The sequence below is a fragment of the Bombilactobacillus mellis genome, assembly GCF_000967245.1.
Lineage (GTDB): Bacteria > Bacillota > Bacilli > Lactobacillales > Lactobacillaceae > Bombilactobacillus > Bombilactobacillus mellis.
Genome location: NZ_KQ033878.1, coordinates 117,097 through 142,153, shown reverse-complemented (window position 1 = coordinate 142,153; position 25,057 = coordinate 117,097). Strand labels below are relative to the sequence as shown.

The 25,057-nt window shown below is 38.2% G+C and carries 24 protein-coding genes; 17 read left to right on the top strand and 7 right to left on the bottom strand.

Annotation, left to right across the window (positions count from 1 at the left end; all coding sequences use genetic code 11):
- Positions 1-2: 2 nt before the first annotated feature.
- Both dhaL and dhaM read left to right on the top strand, forming a co-directional pair.
- Positions 3-587, top strand: a complete 585-nt coding sequence (gene dhaL, locus JG29_RS04880; protein WP_045922844.1) for a dihydroxyacetone kinase subunit DhaL — start codon at positions 3-5, stop codon at positions 585-587.
- Positions 588-600: 13 nt separating this feature from the next.
- Entirely contained in the window at positions 601-972 is a 372-nt protein-coding gene (dhaM, locus tag JG29_RS04875) for a dihydroxyacetone kinase phosphoryl donor subunit DhaM (protein WP_045922843.1), read from the top strand.
- 171 nt (positions 973-1,143) lie between these two features.
- Here the strand turns inward: dhaM and JG29_RS08835 are convergent, their stop codons facing one another.
- Entirely contained in the window at positions 1,144-1,293 is a 150-nt protein-coding gene (locus JG29_RS08835; RefSeq protein ID WP_174788682.1) for an SPJ_0845 family protein, read from the bottom strand.
- A 113-nt stretch (positions 1,294-1,406) separates the two neighbouring features.
- Here JG29_RS08835 and uvrC point away from each other — a divergent pair, with 113 nt between their 5' ends.
- Positions 1,407-3,218, top strand: a complete 1,812-nt coding sequence (gene uvrC, locus JG29_RS04870) for an excinuclease ABC subunit UvrC (protein ID WP_045922842.1) — start codon at positions 1,407-1,409, stop codon at positions 3,216-3,218.
- Positions 3,219-3,281: 63 nt separating this feature from the next.
- Here the strand turns inward: uvrC and JG29_RS04865 are convergent, their stop codons facing one another.
- The 5 genes from JG29_RS04865 to JG29_RS04845 all read right to left on the bottom strand — a co-directional run bounded on the left by JG29_RS04865 (position 3,282) and on the right by JG29_RS04845 (position 8,944).
- Positions 3,282-4,433 (bottom strand): glycosyltransferase family protein, encoded by a 1,152-nt coding sequence (locus tag JG29_RS04865; protein WP_045922841.1) that lies wholly within the window; start codon positions 4,431-4,433, stop codon positions 3,282-3,284.
- Positions 4,434-4,536: 103 nt separating this feature from the next.
- Positions 4,537-5,151, bottom strand: coding sequence for a copper homeostasis protein CutC (locus JG29_RS04860; RefSeq protein WP_045922840.1), 615 nt, complete (start codon positions 5,149-5,151; stop codon positions 4,537-4,539).
- A 154-nt stretch (positions 5,152-5,305) separates the two neighbouring features.
- Positions 5,306-7,255 carry a PTS fructose transporter subunit IIABC gene (locus JG29_RS04855; RefSeq protein ID WP_045922839.1) on the bottom strand — a complete coding sequence of 650 codons (1,950 nt, stop codon included), beginning with the start codon at positions 7,253-7,255 and terminating at the stop codon, positions 5,306-5,308.
- Positions 7,256-7,271: 16 nt separating this feature from the next.
- Complete coding sequence (pfkB, locus tag JG29_RS04850; protein WP_045922838.1) at positions 7,272-8,189, bottom strand: 1-phosphofructokinase; 918 nt, start codon at positions 8,187-8,189, stop codon at positions 7,272-7,274.
- Positions 8,186-8,944 (bottom strand): DeoR/GlpR family DNA-binding transcription regulator, encoded by a 759-nt coding sequence (locus JG29_RS04845; protein ID WP_045922837.1) that lies wholly within the window; start codon positions 8,942-8,944, stop codon positions 8,186-8,188. The genes pfkB and JG29_RS04845 overlap by 4 nt, the downstream gene beginning before the upstream one ends.
- 176 nt (positions 8,945-9,120) lie before the next feature.
- Here JG29_RS04845 and obgE point away from each other — a divergent pair, with 176 nt between their 5' ends.
- From obgE to rpmF, 5 genes are all read left to right on the top strand, one after another.
- Entirely contained in the window at positions 9,121-10,410 is a 1,290-nt protein-coding gene (gene obgE, locus JG29_RS04840; RefSeq protein WP_045922836.1) for a GTPase ObgE, read from the top strand.
- Between the two features lie 20 nt (positions 10,411-10,430).
- Entirely contained in the window at positions 10,431-12,338 is a 1,908-nt protein-coding gene (locus tag JG29_RS04835; protein WP_045922835.1) for an acyltransferase family protein, read from the top strand.
- 17 nt (positions 12,339-12,355) lie between these two features.
- The gene (gene rnz / locus JG29_RS04830; RefSeq protein WP_045922834.1) at positions 12,356-13,300 is read left to right on the top strand and encodes a ribonuclease Z; all 945 of its coding nucleotides are present in this window, start codon (positions 12,356-12,358) and stop codon (positions 13,298-13,300) included.
- Positions 13,297-14,106 (top strand): SDR family NAD(P)-dependent oxidoreductase, encoded by an 810-nt coding sequence (locus JG29_RS04825; RefSeq protein WP_045922833.1) that lies wholly within the window; start codon positions 13,297-13,299, stop codon positions 14,104-14,106. Before rnz ends, JG29_RS04825 begins: the two co-directional genes overlap by 4 nt.
- 150 nt (positions 14,107-14,256) lie before the next feature.
- Positions 14,257-14,442: a 50S ribosomal protein L32 gene (gene rpmF / locus JG29_RS04820; RefSeq protein ID WP_045922832.1), complete on the top strand. Its 186-nt coding sequence runs from the start codon at positions 14,257-14,259 to the stop codon at positions 14,440-14,442.
- A gap of 155 nt (positions 14,443-14,597) precedes the next feature.
- Here rpmF and JG29_RS04815 read toward each other — a convergent pair whose 3' ends face one another.
- Positions 14,598-14,777 carry a YjzD family protein gene (locus JG29_RS04815; RefSeq protein WP_045923413.1) on the bottom strand — a complete coding sequence of 60 codons (180 nt, stop codon included), beginning with the start codon at positions 14,775-14,777 and terminating at the stop codon, positions 14,598-14,600.
- Positions 14,778-14,880: 103 nt separating this feature from the next.
- Between JG29_RS04815 and dnaE the strand changes: the two genes are divergently transcribed.
- From dnaE to JG29_RS04770, 9 genes are all read left to right on the top strand, one after another.
- Positions 14,881-18,186, top strand: coding sequence for a DNA polymerase III subunit alpha (dnaE, locus tag JG29_RS04810; RefSeq protein WP_045922831.1), 3,306 nt, complete (start codon positions 14,881-14,883; stop codon positions 18,184-18,186).
- Positions 18,187-18,286: 100 nt separating this feature from the next.
- The gene (gene pfkA / locus JG29_RS04805) at positions 18,287-19,246 is read left to right on the top strand and encodes a 6-phosphofructokinase (RefSeq protein ID WP_045922830.1); all 960 of its coding nucleotides are present in this window, start codon (positions 18,287-18,289) and stop codon (positions 19,244-19,246) included.
- Positions 19,247-19,309: 63 nt separating this feature from the next.
- Positions 19,310-21,079, top strand: a complete 1,770-nt coding sequence (pyk, locus tag JG29_RS04800; protein WP_045922829.1) for a pyruvate kinase — start codon at positions 19,310-19,312, stop codon at positions 21,077-21,079.
- Positions 21,080-21,193: 114 nt separating this feature from the next.
- Positions 21,194-21,655: a DUF441 domain-containing protein gene (locus tag JG29_RS04795; protein WP_045922828.1), complete on the top strand. Its 462-nt coding sequence runs from the start codon at positions 21,194-21,196 to the stop codon at positions 21,653-21,655.
- A 16-nt stretch (positions 21,656-21,671) separates the two neighbouring features.
- The gene (locus tag JG29_RS04790) at positions 21,672-22,535 is read left to right on the top strand and encodes a CvfB family protein (RefSeq protein ID WP_045922827.1); all 864 of its coding nucleotides are present in this window, start codon (positions 21,672-21,674) and stop codon (positions 22,533-22,535) included.
- A gap of 104 nt (positions 22,536-22,639) precedes the next feature.
- The gene (locus JG29_RS04785; RefSeq protein WP_045922826.1) at positions 22,640-23,005 is read left to right on the top strand and encodes a hypothetical protein; all 366 of its coding nucleotides are present in this window, start codon (positions 22,640-22,642) and stop codon (positions 23,003-23,005) included.
- A gap of 11 nt (positions 23,006-23,016) precedes the next feature.
- A complete protein-coding gene (locus JG29_RS04780) occupies positions 23,017-23,766 on the top strand; it encodes a segregation and condensation protein A (RefSeq protein WP_045922825.1) in 750 nt (249 codons plus the stop codon).
- A complete protein-coding gene (gene scpB / locus JG29_RS04775) occupies positions 23,757-24,320 on the top strand; it encodes an SMC-Scp complex subunit ScpB (protein ID WP_045922824.1) in 564 nt (187 codons plus the stop codon). The genes JG29_RS04780 and scpB overlap by 10 nt, the downstream gene beginning before the upstream one ends.
- A gap of 11 nt (positions 24,321-24,331) precedes the next feature.
- A complete protein-coding gene (locus JG29_RS04770) occupies positions 24,332-25,054 on the top strand; it encodes a pseudouridine synthase (RefSeq protein ID WP_045922823.1) in 723 nt (240 codons plus the stop codon).
- Positions 25,055-25,057 lie beyond the last annotated feature (3 nt).

Below are 25,057 nucleotides of genomic sequence, written 5' to 3'. Positions count from 1 at the left end.
AAATGAAATTAACACAAGCAATGACTTACAAATGGCTGCAATTATTTGTTCAAGATATTCAAAAAAACCAGGCCCATTTAAATGAACTGGATACTGCTATTGGCGACGGCGATCATGGAACCAATATGGTACGCGGAATGGAACAAGTTTCTAAAATTCTTTCACAATCACAGGATCAAAAAGTCAGTGATTTGCTGAAACAAGTAGCTTTTGCTTTGATTAGTAAGGTAGGCGGGGCCTCAGGGCCGCTTTATGGAACGGCTTTTTTAGAGATGTCTAAATATTTACAAAATCAAGATGATGATTTAGCCTCTGTGATTAATGCCGGAGCTTTAGGAATTAAACGGCGCGGACAGGTTAATGGCGGTGAAAAAACAATGTATGATATTTGGCAGCCGGTAGCAGCAGACTTACAGCAACAACAATTTAATCAAGCCAACTTAGACTCGCATTTACAGGCTACCTTAAATTTAGAAGCTACCAAAGGACGTGCCAGTTATTTGGGAGAACGTTCTCAAGGGCATCTCGATCCCGGGGCTCAAAGCAGTACGATTTTATTTACTGATTTATTGCAAGTACTAAATTAAGGGAGGCATGCTGATGAAATATGGTATTTTAATTGTTTCACATGTTCCGGAAATTGCTCAAGGAGTAGCTCAACTAGTAGCTCAAGCCGCGCCTGATATTTCTATTACCTACACAGGAGGCACTGAAGAAGGTCAGTTAGGTTCTTCTTTTGAATTAATTCAACAGGCAGTACAACAAAATCAAGGTGCAGAAATTTTGGCCTTCTATGATTTAGGCAGCTCGAAGATGAATCTGGAAATGGTTCAAGAAACTACCACTAAGGTTATTCATAAATTTGATGTAGCTTTAGTTGAGGGTGCTTATACTGCAGGGACTTTGGCGCAAATTGACAGCTCATGGACGACCATTTCTCAGAGCTTAAAAAAGCTGCAATTAAGAAAATAAACTTAAAAAAAACACCGATCGAAAAGCTGGAGCAGCATTCAGGCTCAAATAAAAATTTAAAAACTTATGATTGAGAAATTAAAATACACGATTTTGGTTGAAGAGCCAGAATCGTGTATTAAATCGTGCTTTAATTTTAGATGATTTTTGATTTGCTAAATTATATTTTGATTATTTTTTTGCCTGGTTGTTTTTAGAAGCCTTGGATTTTTTATCCGCTTGATCAACGGTAGCCACATTTTTTTTGACGTCATCTGGTAAAGAGGCAAACTTATCAAATAAACTTCCAAAATCATTTTCTCGTTTTACAGTTAATCCCATTCTCATCGCTCCTTTTTAGGCTATTATATATAATTACGCTAAGGTTTGCAAAATTGTTGGTATTTATTGAGAAAAATAGTAAAATATCTTCCAGCAAGTAAAGGAGATTAGCGATGGCAACTGAATATTTGGAACATAAATTAGCGTTATTGCCTGATCGTCCGGGTTGTTATCTGATGAAGGACATTAACGCCAAAATTATTTACGTTGGAAAAGCTAAAAATTTAAAACATCGCGTGCGCTCTTATTTTAAAAGTTCTCATGAAGGCAAAACTGCCAAATTGGTTAGTGAGATTCGTGATTTTGAAACGATTATTACTTCTACTGATAAAGAGGCTTTTTTATTAGAGATTACCTTAATTCAAAAACATCAACCTTATTTTAATATTAAACTTAAAAAGGGCACCGGTTATCCTTATATTAAAATTACTAACGAACGAGATCCCCAAATGATGATTACTGGTCAAGTTAAAAAGGATGGCGGCTATTATTTTGGACCTTATCCCAATGTTTATGCGGCAGAAGGAACCTTACACTTCTTACAAAAAGTTTATCCTTTACGACGTTGCAAGGGTAATTTAGGCCGACCGTGTCTCTATTATCATATGGGGCAATGTTTAGGGGCGTGCTTTCAAGAAGTACCTGTTGCCACTTATGATCGGCAAATTGCCAAGATTAAAAGTTTTTTAAACGGTAATGTCAGCAGTGTAAAAAAGAGTTTACAACAAAAAATGGCAACAGCCTCCAAAAACTTGAAATTTGAACGGGCGGCAGAATTACGAGATCAAGTTCACTATATTGAGCAAACAGTAGAAAAACAAAAGATTATTTCTCATGATCATACACCCCGAGACTTATTTAATTATTATGTGGATAAGGGCTGGATTTCTATTCAAGTCTTTTTTATCCGCCAAGCGCGCCTGATGAAGCGTGAAAAAAGAATTTTTCCGTGTATCAATACTCCGGAAGAAGAACTGGCTTCTTTTATATTACAATTTTATAATCGCAAAAATAATGTTCTGCCTCGAGAAATTTTGGTGCCGCAAGCAGTCGACCGTTCTACTTTAGCGCAAATTTTGCATGTGCCTTTGCGTACACCTCAACGAGGACAAAAGCGCGATTTATTGCAGATGGCACAAGAGAATGCCAAATTAGTTTTGTTAGAAAAGTTTCGTTTAATGGAGTTGGATAATCGTCAAACTGTCGAAGCCCAAAAGCAAATTTTTGCCGCTTTAGATTTACCTTATGGTCATGTCATTGAATCTTTTGATCATTCGCATATTCAAGGGATGGATCCCGTCTCGGCAATGGTCAGCTTTGTTGATGGTAAACCGCAAAAATCTAATTACCGAAAATATAAAATTAAAAATGAATTGGAAGAACATAATGGTGCTGATGAAGCAGCTAATACCCGAGAAGTAATTTATCGCCGCTATTCAAGATTACTAAAGGAAAAGAAACCCTTGCCTGATTTGATTTTGATGGACGGGGGGTTGATTGAATTGCGGGTAGTTTTAGATGTTTTGCATAATGAATTAGGAATTCATATTCCTGTGGCCGGAATGGTAAAAGATAATCATCATAATACTTCCCACCTGATTGTGGGTGAACAAGGATTAAATGTACCGCTGGATCCTAAAAGTGAGGGTTTTTATTTGTTGCAAAGAATTCAAGACGAAGTCCATCGTTTTGTTATTAGTTATCATCGCAAGACACATAGTAAAAATGCTTTATCATCGCAATTAGAAAGTATCAAGGGTGTAGGACCGAAGACCCGAATTAAGTTATTAAAGAATTATGGGTCTGTCAGAAAAATCAAAGAAGCCCCCGTAGAAGATTTAATGAAATTGGGAGTTTCTCAAACTGTTGCGCAAACTATCAAGTTATCCTTATCGACCACACCAATTCGTAAAATTGGCTCTTAAGCAATTAAAAAAGCTGTGCTTGATAGCACAGCTTTTTTAAGGTCTTGAAATTTAATTTACGATTTATTTTTGTGGTAAATGAGCTAGGATATTCAGAATATCAGCCAAGGTTCGATCCCAAGTGATTGAATGCAAATGTTGACGGGCATTATTTGTCACAGTTTGCAAAGTTGTGGGATCTTGGCATAATCGAATAAGTAAGTGGGCTAATTCATTTTCATCAAAGTGCGTATAAAAACAACAATGGGGTGCAATGAAATGACGCCCTGTACCTTCTTGAAAATCGATAAAAGGTAAACCAGTGCTCATCATTTCGAAAGGTACTAAGGAAAAATTGGTCATTGAGGGTGCAATCCCAAAGTCGCATTGTTGATAAAGCTGTATTAGTTCAGGTCGGGTCAGTTTACCTAAGTTTTGCCCGTTAATAAACGTTTCCTCTTTTTCTGTGCCAAAGTAATTAATTTTTAATTGATAGCCTTGATTGTGAAGAATTTTCTCACAATTATTTAAGATAAATTGAATATTAATCGGAGCTCGTCTGGGACTATTGAATTTAGTATAGACGGCTAATTTAATAGTTTTTTTATTTTGGTAAGTACTAAAATCGCGTTTTTTATAAGGATAATTTTCTAAATCTACCGGAAAATTGATTTGATCTAACGGGCTGTGCACCTGACAATTATTTTGCACCATTTGTTTACACCAAGGCCCTAGAGAAATCATATGCAACCCCAATTCATAAGTCTTTTTAGCTAATTGAAAGCGGTCTCCAAAAGGATAAAAATAAGGCTCGTAATCTTGAACAAAGTAAATTTTGTAACCGGGAAGGTTTTTAATAATATAAGCAGATTCCCAGAGAGTAGCAATCCAGATATCAGATTGGTGATTGTTCATTTCGGACATTTCTAAACATGTACCTTGATAACCCGGATAATTAAATTCGGCGTTATTTTCCATGCTTGCAGTACTTTGAGGGACATAACTTAAATAATAAACAGCATAACCTGCTTGAGTTAAAAGAGTTCCTAAATGCAGCATAGTCGTTTGACCGCCATTATAGGCCTCAATGCCTGTAGTGACGAAAGTTATGGAATGATAATTCTTTTTTAGATCCTGCTGGGCCATTTTATTATTAAAATAATCAAGAATACTATCATAATCATGAATATCACCTTCTTGAACAGATGCAACTTGTGTTTTTAAAGGTTTAACCACAAAACTTCATCCTCCTATAAAAAATATTTAGATACAATCAAGAAATTGACTGCATCTAGTCCTAATTTACCACTCTTACTGGCCAATGGGGCAAAAGTTGCTATTAAACTATCTTACTGCCATGGGCTTGTTCGACATTTAATACCCGCATGATATCAGCCACGTTACCTTTGGTGATGCCACCACCGGGTAGAATTTGGATTTGATGAGCCGCTAAAGTAATTAATTCTTGCAAATGTTTAATATTTAAAGGTTGATTTAAAGGTCCGCCATGCGTTAAGATGCGTTGAAAATGATGTTGACTCAGCCAGTGCAAAGCCGCCGCTTGGTTTGCAATTTGATCAAAAGCCATGTGAAAAGTTAATTCCAGAGGCAATTGCTGGGTAACATACAGTAGTTGTTCGGTTTGTAATTGGTGATGGGAAGTTAAAATGCCGAGGGCAATTCCGTCAGCTTGAGCTTGAGCAATTTTTTGCGCATCAAAACGCATAATTTGGATTTCATGGTGAGAATAGATAAAATTGCCTCCGCGTGGGCGCAACATCACGATCACCGGAATATGATGTTGGTGTGCAAAACGGACTGTTTCTGTGATTACTCCTAAACTGGGAGTGATGCCGCCATGGTCGAGGTCAGCATTTAATTCGAGCCGATTGGCACCGTGATGAATTGCGCGTACTGCAGATCGAAAATCACCAACACAAGCTTCTTTAATCATAAAATACCTTCTTACAATTATTCTTTTCTTTCATAATATAATAAAATAAAAGCTGAGAGTTTGTTTTAATCTAATTAAAAAGAAAATTTACTACAAAAAAACTGTAAATTCAGTCCTTCAATACTGAATTTACAGTTTTAATTTTAGTTATAAATTATTTGTCAGCTGCTTTTGGAGCCGGCTTCCAGAGGCCATAAATAATACCGGCAATAATTGCTCCCACAACCACGGCTAAGATGAATAACCAAGGCCGATTAGAGAGCGGTGAAACAAAGATTCCGCCATGAGGAGCTGGAACATTGACTTTCCATAATTGTGTTAAGCCGCCACCAATCGCAGCCCCAATTACACTGGAGATAATAACATGTAAAGGATCCGCCGCGGCAAAAGGAATAGCACCCTCAGTAATAAAAGCTGCACCTAAAATATAATTACTCATGCCCGCTTCATGTTCTTGTTGCGTAAATTTATTTTTCCAAACGGTCGTGGCTAAGGCAATGGCCAATGGTGGAATCATCCCGCCAGCCATTACTGCTGCCATTAAAGCACCATCCTTCGTAGCGGTGAAAGTACCAATTGCAAAGGCGTAGGCTGCTTTATTGAAAGGACCACCCATATCTAAGGCCATCATTCCGGCTAAAATAGCACCTAAAATGACCGCATTACCGGTACCCATGTGTGTCAAAAGTTGTGTAATAAATTGGTTGACTACTGCAAAAATCGGATCGATGGCAAAATACATAATGGCACCGACAATCAGTAAGCCAAAGACCGGATACAATAACATTGGTTTGAGTCCTTCCAAAGATTTTGGCACTTTCGCAAAAACCTTTTTCAACAGTACAATGACCCAACCAGCAATAAATCCACCTAACAGACCGCCAATAAAACCAGCCGGACTACTGGAATGCACAAAACTGGCACTGGCTTGCGAAGCCATATAACCAGCAACAAAACCAGGCATTAATGCAGGAAGATCAGCCATAGAAACAGCAATATAAGCTGCTAAAACCGGAATTAAGAAACTAAAAGCAAAATTACCAATCCCATTAAAGAACAAAAAAGTAGTTGATTTAGGTCCTACTGTATTTTCTAACAAGAATGATAAAGCCATCAGAATTCCGCCGCCGACCACAAACGGCAGCATGTGGGAAACCCCATTCATCAAATCAGCATAAATTCGATTCCAAAGCGATTTTTCTTCGCCTTCATCATTAGTACCGGCGCCAGCTTCACTTGGATCAGCATGGTAAATTGGAGCTTTTCCGGATTCAACTTTTTCAATTAATTCCTGCGGCTTGTTAATTCCATCAATAACTGGGCGATTTAAGAGCGGTTTGCCATCAAAACGGGGCATATCGACTTTTTTATCAGCGGTAATAATTACACCGTCAGCTTGCGCAATTTCCGCAGCAGTTAATTTATTCTTTACGCCTTCAGAACCATTGGTTTCTACGCGAATATCAACCCCTAATTTTTCTGCCTGTTCTTTCAAAGCGGCTTCAGCCATATACGTATGAGCGATACCATTAGGACAAGCAGAGACTGCAACGATAAAACCTTTTTGAGATTTTTGGGAATTTGAAGCAGCCGCCCCAGCACTAGCAGCTTGTTGTTGAGCTTTATCAGCCTGATCTTTGGCTTCTTTAGCTTTTTCAGCAGCATCAAAAAGTTCCTGCACTTGTTCAGGAGTTTGAGCTTTTTTTAAATCAGCTACTAATTTTGGGTTAATTAAAAGAGCCGAAAGGGCAGCTAAAGCCTGAAGATGTAAGCTATCGGCACCCTCAGGAGCCGCAATCATAAAGAAGAGATTAACTGGTTGCCCGTCAAGAGCATCATAATCAACCCCTTTATTACTTTTGGCAAACATAACTGTTGCTTCTTTAACAGCCTTATCGCGCGCATGCGGCATCGCAATGCCATCACCAATCCCGGTGCTGGTTTCTGCTTCACGTTTTAAAATATCAGCTTTAAAAAGATCTACATCATCGATTACGTCATGTTTTTTATAGTTTGCAACCATTTCATCAATTGCTGCTTCTTTGGTTGTGGCTTGCAAATCCATAATCATGACATCTTTACGGAGTAATTCTTTTAAATCCATGAATTTTTCCTCACTTTTATTGGATTTGGGTAATTTTAATTTTTTGATAAACTTCTTGAATTTTTGCTTTTTGTGCTAAATCTTCACTAAAGGCCGTCGCAGATCCACAGGCTGCACCTTGATGCAGGCTAGCAACTGGATCCTGATTCTGCATCCACGTACCAACAAAACCGGCAATCATCGAATCACCAGCACCCACCGAATTTTTGACAGCTTCTTTTGGTGCGTTACACTGATAGGCGTGCTCCGGTGTGACTAACAAAGCTCCAGCCCCGGCCATGGAAACCAAAACATTTTGAGCCCCTTGTGTTAACAGCTTTTGAGCAGCTGCAATAATTTGTTTTGTATCAGTGAAAGTCGTCTGAAATAACTCGGCTAATTCATGATGGTTGGGCTTAATTACCAGCGGATGAAGCGATAAGGTGTCTAGTAAGGCCTTTCCAGTGGTATCAATGACAAATTGCGCTCCTAATTGTTTTACCAGTTGAGCAATTTCCAGATAAAATTGATTATCTAATTGTAAAGGTAAACTGCCAGACATGATAACAACATCTTGCGCACTAATGTGACTGACTTTATCCAATAAAGCCGCCTTTTCAGAGGCACTAATGGCCGGGCCTTGACCGTTAATTTCTGTTTCCTCATCTTCGGCTTTGACTTTAACATTAATGCGGGTATCACCACTTACTGTCACAAAATCAGTGTTTAAATGATGTTGCTGCAGCATATGAGTGAACATTTGCCCCGTCTCACCGCCAACAAAGCCCCAAGCAGTAGAATTTATCGCCAGTTCTTGGAGAATGCGGGAAACATTAATACCTTTACCTCCAGGTAATTTAAAATCAGCTTGGGTCCGATTGACCACACCAACGGTGAGTTTTTTTAACTGTAAAACATAATCAATTGAGGGATTAGCCGTAATGGTATAAATCAATTTTTAACCTCCGTTACTTTAGTATAGTCAAGCAAATGGTGATAAGCAGTGGTGGGTAAATGATCAGTAATTAATTGTGCAGCTGCCAAATCAGCAAATTTGCTAAAACGGACCTGACCATATTTGGAACTGTCTGCCAAAATATAGGCCTGATCGGAATGCTGAATGGCTAATCTTTTAACTGCTGATTCATCCGGATCAGGAGTAGTATAGCCGTGAACGTAATCAAAGCCGTTAGTTCCCATAAAAGCCCGGTTGATATGACAATTGTCTAAATACATGGCAATATTAGGACCAACTGTAGCCTTAGTTAAGGAACGTAAATTACCACCTAAAATAATAGTTTTAATCTGGTAATCGGCTAAGATAGAACCATTATCTACACTATTAGTGATAACTAGTAACTGCTTCTTATTTTGTAAAAAAGGAATCATTTTTTGAACAGTTGTACCAGAATCTAAAAAAATGACTTCGTTATTTTGGACCAGTGCGGCCGCATGTTTTGCAATCTGTCGTTTTTGTTGCAGCGACATTTGCTGACGTTGTGAAACACGCGCTTCCTCATGTAGATGGGAATTGAGAGATTTACAACCGCCATGAACCCTTAATAACAATTGTTGCTTTTCCAATTGCATTAAGTCTCTTCTAATAGTAGAGACGGAAGCACCGGTTAACTTCATCAAATCTTTAGTTGTTAGAACTTGATTAGATTTTAATTGTTGTAAAATGAGCTGATGACGCCGCTCTGTAATCACTTACACCTCACCTCCATTTCATATAATACACTATTTTTATTCAAAAGCAATCAAAAGCGTTCAAAATTGATTAAAAAATTTACTACTAAAAAGATGGATTTTTAAGGTAATTATAGTCAATAATGCGGTTAAGTATGATAAAATGATTGATTGATAAGAATCAATGGAGGAACTGCATGTTTGTTGATAATGTAACAATTACAGTTAAGGCTGGTAATGGTGGCGATGGTGCGGTAGCTTTTCGTCATGAGAAATATGTTCCCAAAGGCGGTCCAGCTGGCGGTGATGGTGGTAATGGTGGCAGTGTGATTTTAAAAGTTGATTCGGGACTCAGAACTTTAACTGATTTTCGTTATCGGCGCCATTTTAAAGCTGCTGCTGGTGGTGCCGGCATGATTAAGGCCATGCACGGCGCTAACGCTAAAGATATTTATATTACTGTACCACCAGGGACGATTGTAACTGATTTAGATAGTGGTCAAGTATTAGGTGATTTAACGCAGAATGAGCAGGAATTAGTAGTAGCTCAAGGTGGCCATGGCGGGCGCGGCAATATACATTTTGCGAATTCTCGTAACACGGCTCCGGAAGTTGCTGAAAACGGCACAGCGGGTGAGCAGCGGGCACTAAAGCTTGAACTGCAAGTATTGGCCGATGTGGGCTTAGTGGGTCTGCCTTCAGTAGGTAAGTCTACTTTATTATCAACGGTAACTGCGGCCAAACCGAAAATTGCGGCCTATCATTTTACGACTTTGAGTCCGAACTTAGGCATGGTGCAATTAGACGATGGCCGAGATTTTGTTTTAGCAGATTTGCCGGGGCTGATTGCCGGGGCTTCACAAGGCAGTGGTTTGGGTTTTCAATTCTTACGGCACATTGAAAGAACACGTGTTATTTTACATTTAATAGAAATGGATCCTAATAATGGCCGCGATCCGGTAGCTGATTATCGCCAAATTTGTCAAGAATTGAATAATTATGATTCGAAAATTCTTCAACGACCACAAATAATTGTAGCTACCAAAATGGACCTCACAGGAGCACAGCAGTGTTTAGCTAATTTTAAACAAGAATTGGGCTCTGAGGTAGCAGAGATTTATCCAATTTCCAGTGTCACCCATCAAGGGGTTCAAGATTTAATGCGCCATACTGCGGATGTTTTAGCACAGCTTCCTTCTAAGGCTACAACAAAAGCTGCGACTCAAGAATCTGATGAAAAGATTTATCATTTTGCTCCCGATGATAAGAAAGAATTAAAAGTACAGAGATTAGATGAGCATACTTATCAAGTCCTTAGTCTACGGGTTAGTGAGCTTTTACAACGTAGTAATTTAGATTACCAAGATGGTATTATGCGTTTTGCACGAAAATTACAACGATTGGGAGTTGATGATGCCTTAATTCAGGCGGGGGCTCAAACTGGAGATACAGTTGTCATTGATGATTTTGAATTTGAGTTTATGTAAAATATTGGAGTAAAATTAAAGTGAACAAGTCAAGTCGTCGTTATATTACTGGCTTTGATGGGTTACGGACAATCGGGGTTTTAGGAGTTATCTTATACCATTTAAACCCTGATGTTTTTTCGGGCGGTTACTTGGGGGTCCCAATTTTTCTGGCATTATCAGGTTACTTAATTACGGATCAAATTTTGCGGGCCTTGCGTAAAAGGAGAGTTTTTAATTTTAAAGCGTATTACTGGAAAAGAATTAAACGCCTGTATCCTGGTCTCTTGTTAATGTTATTATCCGCCAGCTCTTATATGGTTTTTTTTCAAAAAAATTTATTAGCAAATTTACGGGCGGTTTTTGTAGCCAATGTTTTGAATGTTTATAACTTTTGGCAAATTGCCCATGGGCAGTCTTATTTTGAACGTTTTGCCGGCAATCAATCGCCCTTTACACATATGTGGACCCTCTCAATTCAGGGTCAATTTTATTTCTTGTGGCCGCTAATTTTAGTGTTGCTTTTACGATTTATATCAGAAAAGCGCGTATTAGGTTTAACTTTTTTAATGACCTGTATGTCAGCCTTTTTAATGGCGCTCTTGTATAATCCGCAGGTCGATCCCAGTCGGGTTTATTATGGAACTGATACAAGAATTTTTTCTATTTTTTTAGGTTGTTTATTAGCTTTTGTCTGGCCAACGGATCGGTTGCGAAAAAATATCCTCAAACAAGATAAAATTTTCCTAAATGTTATTGGCGGTTTGGCTTTTGCGGGAATGCTTTGGTTTATGTTAAAAATGAAAGCTACGCAACCATTTGCTTATCGCGGTGGTATTTTAATTTTTTCTGTTTTAACAACTATTGTTATCGCTGTAACGGCTCATCCGGCCGCAATTTGGAATCGGCTGTTAACTAACCCGTTGTTTAGTGAAATTGGGAAGTTAAGCTACGGGATTTATTTATATCAATACCCAGTGATGGTTTTTTTTGAAGCTAAAGTTATGAATTTGGCGGATCATCGAATTTTGTATCCTGTAATCGAATTGAGTTTGATAATTATTATCAGTTGGCTTTCTTATTATCTGGTAGAGCGGCCTTTAGCCCAACAAAAGGGGGCCAATTTATGGCGTCAGGCTTTTTCGCCGCGGCATTGGAGTTCTAAATTAGGTTTCAGCTTGCTGGGGTTGGTTGTTGTAGCTGGTACTTATGGTCTGGTTAAATCTGGACAAGTGCCGGCCGGAAACGTTAATCATAGTCAACTGGCTCAAAATATTAAAGAAAATCATCGGCAAAATAATAGCAATAATCGGCGGATTGTGCAAAAGCTGCATGAGCAAAGTGCGAAAAAGACTTCTTCTAAATCGAATAAACAAGTGCTTAAATGGCGCCAGCAAGCGCAAAAACATCCTGTTAATCGGCGTTATGAAAAAATGGGTTTGTCTCAATTTGATTTACAACGGGCACAGGACTTGCCGGTTTTAGCTATCGGTGATTCAGTAATGGTGGACGGTTCTGCTGGTTTACGTAAGCTTTTTCCGAATATGATTATTAATGCTGACGTTAGTCGCGGAATTGATGTGGCTTTAGATTTACTGCAATATTATAAAAATAAGGGTCTTTTACCAGATGTCGTGGTTCTGGGAATGGGCACTAACGGAATGATTAGTGCTGCGCAAATTCAAAAAGCCATGCAAATTGCGGGTCCCCAAAGACAGGTTTTTTGGATTAATGTCCATGTGCCGACAAAGCCTTGGGAAAAACCCGTGAATAATATTCTGAATCAGCAGGCTCGTAATTTTACTAATTTACAGATAATCGATTGGTATAGTTATTCCCAGAAACATACAAATTGGTTTTTTGAAGATCAGGTTCATACCAATAAAAAGGGCTCCCAACATTATAGTTATTTTATTGCCCAACAAATTTTAAAAAAAGTTAAATATTAAGATGTGGAAGTTGAAAAATGGAATTAGAGTTTTTAGGAACTGGTGCTGGAGCTCCTTCGCGTAGTCGTAATGTTTCCAGTGTAGCTTTAAAATTATTAAATGAACGTAATGAAATTTGGCTGTTTGATGTCGGGGAAGCCACACAACAACAGATCTTGGCAACTACGATTAAACCCCGTAAAATTAGTAAAATCTTTATTACTCATTTACATGGAGACCATATTTTTGGATTGCCGGGATTATTATCTTCCCGTTCTTTTCAGGGCGGACAAACGCCACTAGAGTTATATGGCCCTCAAGGTATTAAAAAATTTGTGCAGACTGCCTTGAATTTATCAGATAGTCATTTGGGTTATCAGATTAATTATCATGAAATTAAAAATCCCGGCGTAATTTTTGAAGATCAGACTTTTAAAGTAACCTGTGGTAAATTAGATCATCGGATTGTTTCTTATGGTTATCGTATCGAAGAAAAGCCGCATCCGGGGGAATTGTTAGTGGACCAACTGCAACAATATCAGATTCCCAATGGGCCGCTCTGGGGACAATTGAAAAGAGGAGAGTCCATTCAATTAGCTGATGGTACGGTTTTAAATGGCCAAGACTTTATTGGCCCGGCACAGCCGGGAAGAACTATTACTATCATTGGTGATACCCGTTACACAGCAGAAAGTGTTAAACTGGCATTAAAGGCTGATGTTTTGGTGCACGAAAGTACGTTGGCCGGCTCAGAAGCAAAATTAGCTCATCAGCATTTTCATTCGACTAGTAGACAAGCAGCTCAAGTGGCTCAAAAAGCCGGAGTGCAACAATTACTGCTGACTCATATTTCTGCTCGTTATGTAGGAAATAAATTTTATGAGCTTTTAAATGATGCGCGCGAAGTTTTTCCTCAAAGTTATGTAGTAAAAGATTTTGATCACTTCGAAATCAAGTTTAAACGCCAGGAGCTATCCTCATGACTAATATAATCAAACTACGTGATCTTCAGAATAAAAATATTGTTATCACCGGTGCTTCGTCAGGAATTGGCTGGCAAATTGCCTTAAAATTGGCCGCACAAAATGCAAATTTGATTCTCATTGCCAGGCGCGAAGAACGTTTGCTCCAATTACAAAAACAGTGCCAGGCATTATCAGCTAAAACGATTGCAATCCAGGTGTTAGATGTTAGTGACGCTGCGCAAGTGCAGGCGACCGTTGAAAAATTGATTACTAATTACCAACATTTGGATGTTTTAATTAATGCGGCTGGTTTTGGCGATTTTACCAACTTTGTGGAAACTGATTATGATTTATGGCAGCGAATGTTTCAAGTTAATGTTCTGGGAACCATGTTAATGTCCCGTTATATTGCTGCCAACATGATGGAGCAGGAGTTAGGGCAAATTATTAATATTGGTTCGATGGGTGGTAAAATTGCTACGCCTAAATCAGCGGTTTATTCGGCTACAAAGGCGGCGGTGATTGCTTTTTCTAATAGTTTAAGATTAGAACTAAAGCCCTTTAATATCCAAGTAACTACCGTTAATCCGGGACCAGTGAATACTGATTTTTTTAAACAAGCAGATCATACCGGCAAATATGTCGAAACAGTAGATTTTATTATGCTTGATCCTGAAAAACTCGCACAAAAAATTGTGGCTAGTATTGGACATTCAGTTAGAGAAATTAATATACCTTTTATTATGGAAATAGGGCATGTTTTTTATGAAATTTTTCCTAGATTAGGGGATTGGGTAACGCAAAATATTGGTAATAAGAAATAAAAAAATTGACAAATTCATATTAATTATGGGAAAATACAAAAGATGCTTGCTCTCTTGAAGATTTGATAGTAACATGTCATAGGTATGGTACTGACCAATATGAGGTTTTTATGTATCTGTAAGAGTAATTGGAAAAGGAGATAATTAAACATGGCTGTTCCAGCAAGAAAAACATCTAAACAAAAAAAGCGTCAACGTCGAGGACATATTAAATTAAGTCAACCGAATATTCAATTTGATGTCACCACAGGTGAATATCGCATGAATCATCATGTTTCCCCTAAGGGATATTATAAGGGACGTCAAGTTGTAAAGGCGAACCAAGGCAACAATTAAAAAGGACTTAAAAGGTTCAAGAAAAGATAGCCAAAATTAGTGATGGGGTACTTTATCTCATCCTATTTTTATATCTAAAAACACCAGCAATTTTTAATTTTAAAGACATTGGTGCGTCTGCTTCAAGCTGAAGAAAAAGGATAACCCTCTGCGGGTTATCCTTTTTTAGAATTAGGTTGCATAATATTTGGCAAAACACAAAGAATAATGCCAAAAATAATGGAAACAATCAGAGTATTCATAGGGTTATAAGTGGCACTGACAAGAGAAGAACCAATAAAACCAATGACTTGTCCATAAACAATTGTCCAAAACAGAACTACGAGATATTTCAAAACGTCCATCTCACTTTCATAGCCAAATTTTAACACATAAATTAAAGCCTTTCTATAAATTTTTGAAAAAAATGCGGTAAAATGACAGCAAGAGGAGGTTGTTATGGCAACACAATTGCAAGTTTTGAGCAGCTATACCTTATTGCAAAGTACTATTGATCTTAATCAGTTAGTGGATCAGGCACAAAAGCTGGGCTATACTAGTGTGGCTTTAACGGATATTAATGTGACCTATGGATTAGTAAAATTTTATAAATTAGCGCAGCACAAACACTTACATCCCATTTTGGGGATGACCATTGCCGCTCCGGGTTTGCTGGAGCCAACAGAAAATTATCATCTGGTAGTTTTGGCTAAAAATATCACGGGCTATCATAATTTATTAAAGTTATCAACCGCTTTAATGACGCAAGCGGATCACTTTCGTTTGCCAAATTATGAAGCACTTTTAGAAGATTTAATTATGATTGTACCAACACAACAGAGTGAACTCAGCCAACTGTTATTCAAGGGTTCTTCAAAAGTGACAGATTACGTCCAAGCGCTCAAGAAAATTAAGCATCGTGACCTGTATTTGGGAGTCGGTTTATGCAACCACGCTGAAAAACAGGCTTCTGTCATTCAACGTTTAGCCCAATTACATGATTTACCTTGTGTCGCCATAGATGAAATAAGATATTTAAAAGCCGAAGATGCTTTTAGTAATGAAGTTCTGCATCATATTGCCCAAGGTGAGAAAATCTCTTATTTTACTAAAGAAGGGGAAAACTATTTTCGTTCAAACCAAGATTTTACAGAAGCTTTTCAAAAACACAATCTGCAAACGGCCATTGATAATACGCAAAAAATTGCTGAACAATGTCAATTAGATATCCCTTTTCAAAGAACGCAATTACCTAAGTTTGCCACTCCCCAAAATTTAGATTCGATGACTTATTTAAAGCAGCTGGTAGCTCAAGGCTTAAAGCACCTGTTGGGCGCACAAATTCCTGCGGCTTATCAACAACGGGCTCAACATGAGTTAGCCGTAATCGCTAAAATGGGCTATGCTGATTATTTTTTGATCGTCTGGGATGTGATCAAGCAAGCACATCAGCGAAAAATTATGACCGGACCGGGGCGGGGTTCTGCTGCCGGTTCTTTAGTCAGTTATGCTCTTGGTATTACACAAATTGATCCTGTGGAATATGATCTGTTATTTGAAAGATTTTTAAATCCGGAACGTGTGGATATGCCGGATATTGATTTAGATATTCCCGATGATCGTCGTGACGAATTGGTCCAGTATATGCAACACAAATATGGTGATAACCATATGGCTCAGATTATTACTTTTGGAACTTTTGCAGCTAAACAAGCAATTCGTGATGTGGGTCGAGTTTTTGGCTTGAGTCAATTGGAATTAAATCGCTGGTCCAAAGCTATTCCCAGTGTTTTAGGAATTGATTTAAAAACGGCCTATCAACAATCACCGGCTTTGCAGAATTTGTATCGCCAGTCTGCTCGTAATCAATTAATTTTTAAAACAGCTCTAAAAATTGAAAATCTGCCGCGGCATTTTTCAACTCATGCTGCCGGCATTGTCCTTAGTGCCAGTGATTTGGAGGAGACTGTTGCTTTGCAAAAAGGCGGCAGTGATGGGGCCTTGTTGACACAGCAAACGAAAGAAAATGTTGAGGCTTTAGGCCTGTTAAAAATTGATTTTCTAGGTTTGCGTAATTTAACTATTCTTAATGCCGCCGTGCAACTAATTCGGCAGTATTTTGATTCCAACTTTGAATTAAAGCATATTTCCTTACAAGATGAAGCTACCCTCCAGCTTTTTCAAAGAGGTGATACAGCCGGAGTTTTTCAATTTGAATCAGCGGGAATTCGTTCAGTACTGCGCCGTCTAAAACCGACTAGTTTTCAAGATATTGTGGCTACCAATGCCCTTTATCGGCCCGGCCCGATGCAAAACATTAATCATTTTATTGCCCGTAAGCATCATCAAGAACCGATCAGCTATCCTGATGACAGCCTAGAGCCAATTTTACGTTCTACTTATGGAGTATTAGTCTATCAAGAGCAGGTAATGCAAGTGGTATCTCAAATGGCAGGCTTTAGTCTGGCAGAAGCTGATTTATTGCGGCGGGCAATTGCCAAAAAAAATGACACTTTACTGGAACAAAAACGTGATGAATTTGTAACTAAGGCAGTAGCGCGCGGACATCAACGGCAAAAAGCGCTGAAAGTATACGATTATATTGAACGTTTTGCTAATTATGGCTTTAATAAGTCGCATGCAGTAGCCTATAGTAAACTGGCTTTTTCTTTGGCTTATATTAAAGTGCATTATCCGCAAGCTTTTTTTGCAGCCCTTTTAAATTCTAATATCAATAACGATACCAAAATTACTAATTATTTACAGGCTTTAAAAGTACGAAAAATCCAGGTTTTACCTCCTAGTGTTAATGAGAGTCAACAATATTTCACCTTGGAAGATCAGCAGCATTTGCGCTTTGGTCTGTTCTTTATCAAAAAAGTGCGTCGGGACTTAGTTAAGGAAATTTTAAATAAACGACAATCGGGAAAATATCACGATATCGTTGACTTTTTACGTCGGTTAGATCCACGTTTTTTAAAAAAGGAAAATATTTTACCCCTGGTTTATAGTGGGGCTTTAGACGTTTTTACCAGCAATCGGCGCCAGTTGGTGCAGAATATAACGGATTTAATTGAAAGCATTAAATTAGCTGCCGGAAGTATTGCCTTGTTTGACGTAGTAAAGCCGAAACAACAGCCAGTAGCTGATTTTTCTCTCAATGAGAAATTAACGAAGGAGAAACAGTATTTAGGCACCTATGTCACAGGCCATCCTGTGGAGCGGTATGAAAAAAAATTAACCGGCTATCATTTGCAAAAATCTGTCGATTTAAAAATCGGGCATACGGCCCAAGTTTTATATTATATTCAAGATATACGTGTGATTCGGACTAAAAAAGGCGAACAGATGGCTTTTTTAAATGGTGGCGATGATCTGGGAGATTATCCGATCACTGTCTTTCCGAGACTTTATCAACGAGTACAGTTAGAAGCTCAGCAAGTTTACCTAATGAAACTTAAAATTACTTCCAGTAGCAAAAATCCGAAAGAATATCTAGCTCAGAAAATAGAATTGGCAGCTGAAGCTGCCCCTAAACCACAGGAGCATCAATTATATGTTCGTTTTCAAACCAAAAATAATCAAAATTTGGAACGCTTATTGAAAATATCACAGAAATTTCCAGGCAAAACGCCGGTAGTAGTCTATTTTGCGGATAGTGATGAAAAATTTTTACTGAAAAAGCAAAATTATATTGCTTATAATCCCAGTTTGCAGGCAGAACTGACGGCCTTAGTGGGCGCAAATAATTTTATTTATCAATGATTACGTTTTTTATGAAAATAAGAATGTAATTTCTTCCAAATAATGTTATATTTTTTAGTGGGACTTTTAAGAAGAAATCAAATTTGTCTGAGGTGTGAAGATGAAGAAAATTGGTATTATGACTAGTGGTGGTGATGCACCAGGCATGAATGCAGCTATTCGTGCTGTAGCACGGCGGGCTATGTCGTATGGTTTTGAGGTTTATGGAATTAAGTATGGCTATGCCGGTTTAGTAGCGGGAGATCTTTTTAAGATGGAACGCTCCAGTGTTGGTGACATTATTACTCGTGGTGGTACTATTCTTTATTCTGCCCGTTATCCGGAATTTGCCAACGAAGAAGGCCAATTAAAGGGCATTGAACAGTTAAAAAAGTTTGGTATTGACGCTTTAGTGGTAATAGGTGGTGATGGTTCATATCACGGAGCGCTGCGTTTGACTGAACATGGCTATAATGCTGTCGGCTTACCAGGCACGATTGATAACGATATACCTTATACTGATTTCACTATTGGTTTTGATACAGCGGTGAATACTGTTGTAGAGTCCATTGATAAAATTCGCGATACAGCAGCCAGCCATGAACGGACTTTTGTTATTGAAGTAATGGGTCGTGGTGCTGGTGATATTGCATTGTGGGCTGGAGTTGCCGGTGGTGCCGATGAAATTATTGTACCTGAGCGGCCCTTTGAAATTAAACGCATTGCTCAAAATATTCAGAGCTTGCGTGCCCGGGGGAAAAAGCATACAATTGTTGTTTTAGCCGAAGGGGTTATGCATGCGCAAGAGTTCATGGATCAGTTGAAACAATACGGTGATTTTGATGCCCGCAGTACAGTTTTAGGACATGTGCAAAGAGGTGGCTCACCCACGGCCCGTGATCGTGTTTTAGCTAGTAAAATGGGCGCTTATGCAGTTGATTTACTCAAAGCAGGTAAAGGTGGTATTGCAATTGGGATGGAAAAAAATCAATTGACCTATCATCAGATGACTGATTTATTTGAAGGTCGGCATCGGCCGGATTTAGATTTGTATGAGATAAACAAAACTTTAGCAAAGTAAATAAATTCTGGTATACTGGCTTTGTGTATAATCATTTTTAAATTTTTAAAAGGAGAGACATTGATGAAAAGAACCAAAATTGTTAGTACTTTAGGACCGGCTAGTAATAGCGTTGATACAATCGTTAAATTAATTGAAGCAGGTGCTAATGTCTTTCGTTTTAACTTTTCTCATGGGGACCATGAAGAGCATCTTGCACGGATGAACATGGTTCATGAAGCAGAAAAAATTACTGGTAAAACCGTAGGTATTATGCTGGATACCAAGGGTGCAGAAATTAGAACTACTGATCAGGAAGGCGGCAAGTTTGAAGCTCAAGAAGGAGCAACCATCCGCGTTTCCATGGATGATCAATTAGTAGGTAATCCTCAAAAAATCGCGGTTACTTATCCCGGTTTATATGATGATACACATGTTGGTGGTCATGTCTTAATTGATGATGGTTTAGTTGATTTAAAAATTACGGACAAAGACGAGGAGCATAAAGAGCTGGTTACTGTCGTTCAAAATGCCGGTACTATCGGTTCTAAAAAAGGTGTTAATGCTCCCGGTGTAGAAATTCGTTTACCAGGTATTACCGAAAAAGATACTGATGATATTAATTTCGGCTTAGATCATAATATTAATTATATTTCCGCTAGTTTTGTGCGCAAGGCCCAAGACGTTTTAGATATTCGGGAATTATTGGAAGCTAAACATATGGAACATGTGCAAATCTTCCCGAAAATCGAATCCCAAGAAGGTATTGATAACATCGATGATATCTTAAAAGCATCTGATGGTTTAATGGTTGCTCGTGGTGATATGGGTGTCGAGATTCCTTTTGAAAATGTTCCTTTTGTTCAAAAATCACTTATTAAAAAATGTAATGCTTTAGGAAAGCCAGTTATTACTGCAACACAAATGTTAGATTCCATGCAGGAAAACCCCCGTCCAACTAGAGCCGAAGTAACTGATGTTGCAAATGCGGTTTTAGATGGTACTGACGCTACGATGCTTTCAGGTGAAAGTGCTAATGGTGACTATCCGGTAGAATCAGTTGCAGCAATGAGTAAAATCAATCTTAAGACTCAAGCTCAATTAGATAATGCTAATACACTGGCTTTACAACGCTTTGAAGAATATAAAGGTGCTAACGCTACTGAATCAATCGGTGAATCAGTTGTCCGTGCTGCCCAAGAATTAGGCATTCATACCATTGTGACAGCTACCAACTCCGGTTATACAGCACGAATGATTTCTAAATATCGTCCGAGTGCTGATATTTTGGCTATTACTTTTGATGAAGAAACTCAACGTGGTTTAACTGTTAATTGGGGTGTAGTGCCAATAGTAGCTCAAAAACCTAACACAACCGATGAAATGTTCGATTTGGCTACCCAAAAAGCACAGGAATTAGGTTTTGCTAAAGAAGGCGATCTAATCTTAATTGTTGCTGGTATTCCAGTAGGTGAGAGTGGAACTACTAATTTAATGAAGATTCAATTGATCGGTTCTAAATTGGTTAAAGGTCAAGGTGTTGGTGATGAAACCGTCGTTGGTAAAGCGGTAATTGCCCACAGTGCTGAAGAAGCTCAAAACAAGATTAAAGATCAAGATATTTTAGTGGTGGAAAACACTGATAAAGATTATCTACCAGCGCTGGAAAAAGCTAGTGCTTTGGTTGTTGAAAACGGCGGCTTAACTTCGCATGCAGCAGTAGTTGGAATTGCAATGGGAATTCCAGTTATTGTAGGTGCTCAGGATGCTACTAAATTAATTAAGGATGAAGAAATTATTACGGTTGATTCTCGTCGGGGAAATGTCTACCGTGGAGCTTCTAATTCCTTGTAAAAGTTTCTTAATTTAAGATATTATTGCTAACCTCCAAGATGGAATTAAAATCCATTTTTGGAGGTTCTCTTTTTATTTATATGATAAGATAGTTACTAGTCATGAGGTGAAAAAATGGAAAGTTGGCTTTTTCTCTTAATTATTTTAGTAATTGCAATTATCGGAAAAAATAAATCTCTTCAAATTGCAGCCGTAATAGTCCTGCTTTGTAAATTGTTCCCTCAGACCAAAAATTTAATGCAGATTGTTCAAACTCGAGGCATTAATTGGGGTGTCACGATAATTTCTATCGCAATTCTGATGCCGATTGCCCTGGGAAAAATTGGTTTTCGGGATCTATTAAATGCTTTTAAAGGCCCGGCCGGTTATGTGGCTGTTTTTTGCGGAATTCTTGTGGCAGTATTATCGGCTAAGGGTGTCCATTTAATGGCTACAAGCCCGGAAATGACAGTGGCGTTGGTTTTTGGAACAATTTTAGGAGTGGTTTTATTTAAAGGAATTGCTGCGGGGCCAGTCATTGCTTCTGGTATGACCTATTGTATCGTTACTTTACTGGCTAATATGGGGATTAAGTAGATTATGAGGTGTAGTTTTGGAATTACAAGAATTATTAGGAACCGTGCAAACGGGCACAATTAATGATCAAAATGAGCAGTATTTTTTTGTTGGTGTTGCCGGTTTTACTTTTAGATTAAATAAACAGGAGCTGGCTTCTAGCAGTTCACCGATACGCGGGTTTTTATATGAAAATCAAAATCATCAATTGGTCATGACTACTAAAATCCCCGTCATTGGATGTCATCGTTACGGTTTTGGACAAGTAGTAGACGTGCGGACTGATTTAGGGGTTTTTGTCGATATCGGCTTACAGGACAAAGATATTGTAGTATCCTTGGATGATTTACCTAATTTAAAGTCCTTATGGCCGAAAAAAGGCGATCGCTTATTAATCGCTTTAAAAGTAGATAAAAAAAATCGGATGTGGGGGCAATTGGCTGATGGCAGCATTTATCAACAAATTAGTCGTCCTTTTCCCGCTAATTGGAAAAATAAAAATGTGACCGCTACAGTTTATCGTCTCAAATTAAGCGGTTCTTTTGTCTTAACTTCAGATTATTATCTGGGCTTTATTCATGCCAGTGAGCGGCAGAGAGAACCGCGCTTGGGTGAAGTAGTGCATGGGCGGGTTATCGGTAAAAGCTATGACCATTTGAATATTTCTTTAAAGCCGCGGGCCTATGAAGAAATTAATGATGATGCGGCAATGATTTTAGCAGTTTTACAACACCAGCCGACTAAAACTTTAAATTTTAATGATAAAAGTTCCCCTGCAGCCATTAAACAATATTTTGGTATCAGTAAAGGCAACTTTAAACGCGCTATCGGTCATTTGTTAAAACAAAAAATGATTACTCAAGATGAGCAGGGGATTAGTTTAGTTAATAAAGATCAGTAATTTCAGTAATTGGCTTTCAATTTTAATAAATAAATTGTATTTTTTCAGAAATCAGAGAATTTTCGCTGGACAAGAGAGATTGCCAACAGCGGAGGAGTAGAAAAATGTTAATTAAATATAGTCCTGACTATCAAAAAATCGCCATGGGATTTATGTCTTATATTCCAGAACTAAAAGACCTAGACCATTTACGGATGGAATTGAAGTTATATACTACAGATTCGCGACATCAGCTGTTATTATATAAAAATAATGGTGGTAATTTTGCGGGGGTGATTGCTGTCGAAATCCAAAACCAACAAAATCAAATCGTGATGGTGCGTTACCTTTCTTTAAGTCCGGCTGAGCGTTCAACTAATAACATTTATCAGGTTCTGGATGAAATCCAAGCCTACTATCCGCAAGCTAAAATCATGGGTTCTATTGCCGTAACCCCTTTGATTTTGGCCTGGCAACAGCGCCAGCCTTGAGGAAAAATAAAGTGGAAAAATTACAATTAGTTTTATCAGATTTTCAAGGCCCATTGGATTTATTATTGCATCTGATTCGTCAATCCAAAATTGATATTTATCATATTCCAATTGCCGAAATTACTGAACAATATATGGAATATTTACACAAAATGAACGTTCTGCAATTAGATATTGCAGGCGATTATTTAGTAATGGCGGCTACTTTAATGCGCATTAAAAGTCAGTTATTGTTACCCCAAGCGCCCATTGAACAGCACACTACCGCTTCTGACAATCCCGTGGATCCTCGCAGCGACTTGGTGGCACAATTACTGACTTATCAAGCTTTTAAGAGTGTGGCGCAGACATTAAAACAACAAGAAAAAAAGCGCCAGCAATTGCATGCTAAACCCCTATCAGCTTTGGCGGCGGCCAAGGGTCAGGGAATCAGATTAAAACCGGGAGTTAAAGTGGCTGCCGATTTAGCCCGAGCTGTGGCCGACTTATTGCAAAAGCAGGATTTAACAAAGCAAGCGCCGCAAATTAAAGCAGAGAAGATTACTTTGAAGCAGGCTCAAACAGCAATTATGGAACAACTGCAATTACAGCCGCAGACTACCTTTGGTAATTTGTTACGCCAACAAGCGAGCATTGAAGAAGTAGTAACCAAATTTATGGCTTTATTAGAGTTAATAAAAAAGCAAGTGATTGTAGTACAACAAACTGATTATCAGGCAGATATTTTAGTACAATTAAGGTCGAAGTTATTATGCAATTAAAACAAGCGCTGCTGGCTATTTTGTATACAGCGGGAGAACAAGGAGTAACAATAGCGACATTGGCAGAAGTTTTACAAACTGATCAAGCCGCTTTGCGCCAACAGTTAACACAATTACAGCAGCAATTGAATGTAGATGACGCTAAGACTTTAATGATTGAACAATATGGGAAAAAATACCGGCTTTTAACTAAGCCTGCCTACCAAGGAATAATTGATAAGTATCTATGTAATGAGCAGGCCAGTAATTTAAGTCAAGCCGCTGTAGAAATTTTGGCAATTATTGCCTATAAGCAGCCTATCACCCGCGTTGAAATTGATTCTTTACGAGGAGTAAAAAATAGCAGTAGTACGCTGCAATCTTTGCAAAATCGGCGCTTAATAACTACTAAAGGCCGAAAAGAAGTTGTGGGCCGACCCATCATGTATATTACTACTGATGAATTTTTAAATTATTTTGGCCTCCATTCTTTAGCAGATTTACCGGATCTGGCCAATTTTCAAAATGAAAGTAAGCAGCAGGCACTGAATATAGATTTATTTTCAGAAAAATAAAGGGAGCATTTATGGAGAATAAACAAAGATTACAAAAATTGATTGCTAATGCCGGAGTGACTTCACGACGTAAGGCTGAAAAATTAATTGTAAATGGTCAGGTCCGGGTCAACGGAGAGATTGTTAAAGAATTGGGATCGAAATTTACAGTTCATGACCGAATTGAAGTTAATGGAGTCCCCTTAGAAAGGGATCCTAAAATTTATATTTTGTTTTATAAACCGCGCGGAGTTATTAGTTCAGTTCACGATGAAAAAAATCGAAAAGTAGTGACCGATTATTTTACCGATATTATTGAAGCCCGTATTTATCCCGTGGGGCGTTTAGATTATGATACTTCGGGATTATTATTGTTAACTAATGATGGAGATTTAACGAATCATTTACTGCATCCGCGCAATCAAATTAACAAGGTGTATGTTGCCAAAGTTAATGGAGTGATTCAATCAGCTGCTTTAGAGCAATTACGGCATGGAGTAAAAGTTAATGGCAAAAAAACTGCGGCTGCAAAAGCCGAACTGATTTCAGTTGATCAGAAGAAAAAAACCTCTATTGTCAAATTGACTATTCATGAAGGCATGAATCATCAGGTAAAACAAATGTTTCAGCAAGTTGGAGCTCAGGTCATAAAATTAAAGCGGGAACAGATTGGATTTTTGACTTTAAAAGGACTAACTTCTGGAGACTGGCGGTTTTTAAAGCGGGAGGAAATTAAGGCTCTCAAGAAATTGTAATTA

Coding starts and splice junctions, on each gene's coding strand:
- dhaL (WP_045922844.1), top strand. CDS start 3: ATGAAATTAACACAAGCAATGACTTACAAATGGCTGCAATTATTTGTT.
- dhaM (WP_045922843.1), top strand. CDS start 601: ATGAAATATGGTATTTTAATTGTTTCACATGTTCCGGAAATTGCTCAA.
- JG29_RS08835 (WP_174788682.1), bottom strand. CDS start 1,293: ATGGGATTAACTGTAAAACGAGAAAATGATTTTGGAAGTTTATTTGAT.
- uvrC (WP_045922842.1), top strand. CDS start 1,407: ATGGCAACTGAATATTTGGAACATAAATTAGCGTTATTGCCTGATCGT.
- JG29_RS04860 (WP_045922840.1), bottom strand. CDS start 5,151: ATGATTAAAGAAGCTTGTGTTGGTGATTTTCGATCTGCAGTACGCGCA.
- JG29_RS04855 (WP_045922839.1), bottom strand. CDS start 7,255: ATGGATTTAAAAGAATTACTCCGTAAAGATGTCATGATTATGGATTTG.
- obgE (WP_045922836.1), top strand. CDS start 9,121: ATGTTTGTTGATAATGTAACAATTACAGTTAAGGCTGGTAATGGTGGC.
- rnz (WP_045922834.1), top strand. CDS start 12,356: ATGGAATTAGAGTTTTTAGGAACTGGTGCTGGAGCTCCTTCGCGTAGT.
- JG29_RS04825 (WP_045922833.1), top strand. CDS start 13,297: ATGACTAATATAATCAAACTACGTGATCTTCAGAATAAAAATATTGTT.
- rpmF (WP_045922832.1), top strand. CDS start 14,257: ATGGCTGTTCCAGCAAGAAAAACATCTAAACAAAAAAAGCGTCAACGT.
- dnaE (WP_045922831.1), top strand. CDS start 14,881: ATGGCAACACAATTGCAAGTTTTGAGCAGCTATACCTTATTGCAAAGT.
- pfkA (WP_045922830.1), top strand. CDS start 18,287: ATGAAGAAAATTGGTATTATGACTAGTGGTGGTGATGCACCAGGCATG.
- pyk (WP_045922829.1), top strand. CDS start 19,310: ATGAAAAGAACCAAAATTGTTAGTACTTTAGGACCGGCTAGTAATAGC.
- JG29_RS04795 (WP_045922828.1), top strand. CDS start 21,194: ATGGAAAGTTGGCTTTTTCTCTTAATTATTTTAGTAATTGCAATTATC.
- JG29_RS04785 (WP_045922826.1), top strand. CDS start 22,640: ATGTTAATTAAATATAGTCCTGACTATCAAAAAATCGCCATGGGATTT.
- scpB (WP_045922824.1), top strand. CDS start 23,757: ATGCAATTAAAACAAGCGCTGCTGGCTATTTTGTATACAGCGGGAGAA.
- JG29_RS04770 (WP_045922823.1), top strand. CDS start 24,332: ATGGAGAATAAACAAAGATTACAAAAATTGATTGCTAATGCCGGAGTG.